We start from the raw sequence: 3,382 nt of genomic DNA, 5'->3' as shown, positions 1-3,382 counted from the left end.
GTCGATCACCGGGGCCGGGGCGGGCAGTTCGCGGGCCGTGCCCACGCGCAGCTCCGCCGCGAAGAGCCGCCCGGAGAGGGTGAAGGCGGCGAGTTCCACCGCCGCGTCCGTCGCGTACCCCACGATGCCCGCGCCGCCCTCGCGGCTGCGCTCACGGCGGGCCCGCTCCGCGGCGGAGAGGCGCTCGGCCGCGCCCTTCAACAGCGCCTGGGGATCGGCCGCGACACGCTCGACCGCGCCGTCCTCCAGGTCAAGGACCCAGAGTTGGCTTGCCCGGTCCGTGCCGGACGGCGAGCGCAGGAAGGCGACGCGGGACCCGTCCGGCGCCACCGTGAACGCGCGGGGCGCACCGAGAGTGAAGCGTTGCGTGCGGGCGTGCAGGCGAGGGAAGGAGAGCCGCTGCGCCTGACTCTCGGCGGGCCCGGCGGTCGCGGGCTTCTCGGTGGTCATTCCCCGAGCCTAGGGGGCATGCGCCCCCTTGTGCTGCCGTGCTCCGAGTCATGCCGACCCACGGATAGTTATGATCCGTAGCGCTTAGTGGGTATGAACCTGCTGGCGTCCGCACTGGTGCAGGGTCTGGGACTTGGAGGTGAGCCGCCGTGGCACTCTCGATTTCGGCGGTGGTGCTGCTGGCGATCATTGTCTTCTTGCTGGTCAAGAAGTCAGGATTGAAGGCCGGCCACATGATCGTCTGTGTGCTGCTCGGCTTCTATCTGGCGAGCTCCTCCATCGCGCCGACGATCAATGAGCTGACGACGAACGTGGCGGGGATGATCGGCGACATCAAGTTCTGACCCATTTCTGATCCAGCCGCATCACGTTCTGATCACTGCGCGGGGTGCTCGTAGGGTGGTCCCATGACGGAACTGCCCGCCCGGCGTCTGCTGCTCGTGCACGCGCACCCCGACGACGAGTCGATCAACAACGGCGCGACGATGGCCAAGTACGTGGCCGAAGGCGCCCATGTCACGTTGGTGACCTGCACGCTGGGCGAGGAGGGCGAGATCATCCCGCCCGACCTCGCCCATCTCGCGGCTGACCGCGAGGACGCGCTCGGCCCGCAGCGCATCGGCGAGCTGGCCGCCGCGATGAAGGAACTGGGCGTCGCCGACCACCGCTTCCTCGGCGGCACCGGCCGCTACCGCGACTCCGGAATGATGGGAATCGAGCAGAACCACCGGACACATGCCTTCTGGTCCGCCGATCCCGACGCCGCCGCCGCGCACCTCGTCGAGGTGATCCGCGAGGTGCGGCCCCAGGTGCTCGTGACGTACGACCCGGACGGCGGGTACGGCCACCCCGATCACATCCAGGCCCACCGGGTCGCGATGCGCGCCGCGGACCTCGCGGCCGAGGGGGCATTCCGCGCCGATCTCGGCGAACCGCACACCATCGGCAAGATCTACTGGAACCGTGCGCCGCGTTCCGTCGTCGAAGAACGGTTCCGGTGGATGGAGGGTGCCCTGCGGCACTCACCGTTCACGACCCCCGGCGTGGTCGCGGACGTGCCCGGTGTGACGGAGGACGAACGGATCACGGCGGAGATCGACGGGACGGCCTTCGCGCAGGCGAAGGCGGCGGCGATGCGCGCGCACGCCACCCAGATCGAGGTACAGGGTCCGCTCTTCGTCTTGTCCAACGGGCTTGCGCAGCCGATCTTTGATGTGGAGTACTACGAGTTGGTGCGAGGAGAAGCCGGTGCGGTGGACGGCGAGCGTGAGACGGATCTGTTCGCGGGGCTCGAAGTCGCGGGGCTCGAAGGGGTGACGGCGCTGTGAGTACTCGTTCGCGTGCGACGTCGTCATCCGGTTCGGCCTCCGGTTCGTCAGCCTCGTCATCCTCATCGGCCGCCGCTCCGCCGGGCGGCAGTGCGCTCGCCCAGCCGCTGAATCTCGGTCGTATCGCCTCTTATGGGGGCCTCTTCGTGCTCGGCGCGGTCGTCGGTACGGCCGGGGCGCTCGTCCAAGGGGGCTGGTTCCCGGGCGGGTTGCTGCTCGCGCTTCTCGGGGCCGCCGGTCTCTTCTACGGTGGGGCGCGTGCCATCGGAACCAGAGCGGGGGCGGTGGCGCCGGCGGCGGGCTGGCTCGTCGCCGTCATGCTGCTCACGGCCAGCCGGCCCGAGGGGGACTTCCTCTTCGGCGCGGGACTCGGGTCGTACGCCTTCCTCCTTGGCGGAATGGCGGTCGCTGTGATGTGTGCCACCCTCGGTCAGCGGCCGCAACCAGGCGGGCCCGCCGCCCGACTTGGCAAGTGACGTACCACTTCAGTCCGTGCCCCGCACGGGTTTGACGGCGGTCACAGGATGAGTGCCGACGGCGGCCAGTATGGTGGTGCGCGCCGCCGAGCCGCCCGAGTGAGGTCGAGACGGGCGGCGGAGCCAACCGGGAGAACCTGCCTTGAGTCGTGAAACTGACAGTTCGTCCTCCGGGCCCCAGGGGCGCGGTGGAGCCGCTTACCCCTCGGGGACGCCGCCGTACGGCTCCCCCGCGCAGGGCGCCGCGTCGGACGGCGCCGTGGACGGCGCGCAGCGGCAGCCCGCCGAGGAGCGGCCCGACGAGCCCAAGACCGAGACCACGCTGACCACGCGCATCCGGATCAACATCCCCGGGTCGCGGCCCATCCCACCGGTCGTCATGCGCACGCCCGTCACGGACAGCGACGCGGGTGCCTCGCGTCCGCTGGGCGCGGGGCCGGGCCGTCCGGCGGACGCGTCCGACGCCGGTGACGGCGCGGGGCGTCCGGGGTCCGCGAACGGCGCGGGCGGTCCCGGTTCCGCCGGGATGTCCGCTCCGGGCTCCACGCCCGACGGAACTTCCCCTGCCGGTCCTCCGTCACCTCCCGCTCCGGCGGAGGAGAAGACGAGCGACTGGTTCGCGCCGCGCAAGAGCAGTGCGGGCGCCAGTGGGAACGGCGCGGCCGGGTCCGGCGGTTCGGGATCGGGCGGCTCCGGCACGGGCGCCTTCGACGTGTCGGGCGCCGTGGCGTCGGGCCCGCTCGGCACGGGTGCGCCGCAGGGCGGCGACCCCCAGCGCGGGGACCTGCCGTACTTCTCCGGAGGCGGTGACGGCGGCCGCGGTCCTTCCGGGCCGACCGGCGGACCGGTGACCGGTGACGGCCCGATGGCGCCGAACCCCGCCGCCTCGTCCGACCCGGCGCGCCAGGCCAACCCGGCAGGCCGGGCGAACCCGATGGCTTCGCCGAACCCGGGCGGTCCCGGCAACCCCGGCAATTCCGGCAACTCGAGCATCCACCCCAATTCGGCCAACCGCCCCAACCCGGCCAATCCCGCCGCCCGTTCGGGTGCGGGCGCCGGCCCGGCCGCGATGGGCGACGACACCGCCATCCTCACGCCGCAGAAGGCGGGCCCCCTCCAGGGCCCTCC

At 72.1% G+C, this 3,382-nt stretch carries 3 protein-coding genes and 2 pseudogenes; 4 read left to right on the top strand and 1 reads right to left on the bottom strand.

The features are described from left to right. A pseudogene (locus tag ABD378_RS15240) lies at positions 1-450 on the bottom strand (S9 family peptidase); the annotation flags it as partial. 149 nt (positions 451-599) lie between these two features. On the opposite strand from ABD378_RS15240, the gene ABD378_RS15235 reads away from it, so the two are divergent. The 4 genes and pseudogenes from ABD378_RS15235 to ABD378_RS15220 form a co-directional block, all read left to right on the top strand. Beyond that, entirely contained in the window at positions 600-794 is a 195-nt protein-coding gene (locus ABD378_RS15235; RefSeq protein WP_344521425.1) for a hypothetical protein, read from the top strand. A 63-nt stretch (positions 795-857) separates the two neighbouring features. Next, positions 858-1,778: an N-acetyl-1-D-myo-inositol-2-amino-2-deoxy-alpha-D-glucopyranoside deacetylase gene (gene mshB, locus ABD378_RS15230; protein ID WP_344521424.1), complete on the top strand. Its 921-nt coding sequence runs from the start codon at positions 858-860 to the stop codon at positions 1,776-1,778. 107 nt (positions 1,779-1,885) lie between these two features. Next, positions 1,886-2,254: a DUF6113 family protein gene (locus tag ABD378_RS15225; RefSeq protein WP_344521482.1), complete on the top strand. Its 369-nt coding sequence runs from the start codon at positions 1,886-1,888 to the stop codon at positions 2,252-2,254. 142 nt (positions 2,255-2,396) lie between these two features. Next, positions 2,397-3,382: pseudogene (locus tag ABD378_RS15220) on the top strand (hypothetical protein); the annotation flags it as partial.

This window comes from Streptomyces rectiviolaceus (assembly GCF_039533825.1).
GTDB classification, from domain to species: Bacteria; Actinomycetota; Actinomycetes; order Streptomycetales; family Streptomycetaceae; genus Streptomyces; species Streptomyces rectiviolaceus.
The sequence above is the reverse complement of the archived record's forward strand: the minus strand, read 5'-3'. Positions and strand labels throughout refer to the sequence as shown.

Excerpts from the sequence above, each read along its gene's own strand:
- mshB (WP_344521424.1), top strand. The coding sequence starts at position 858 with ATGACGGAACTGCCCGCCCGGCGTCTGCTGCTCGTGCACGCGCACCCC.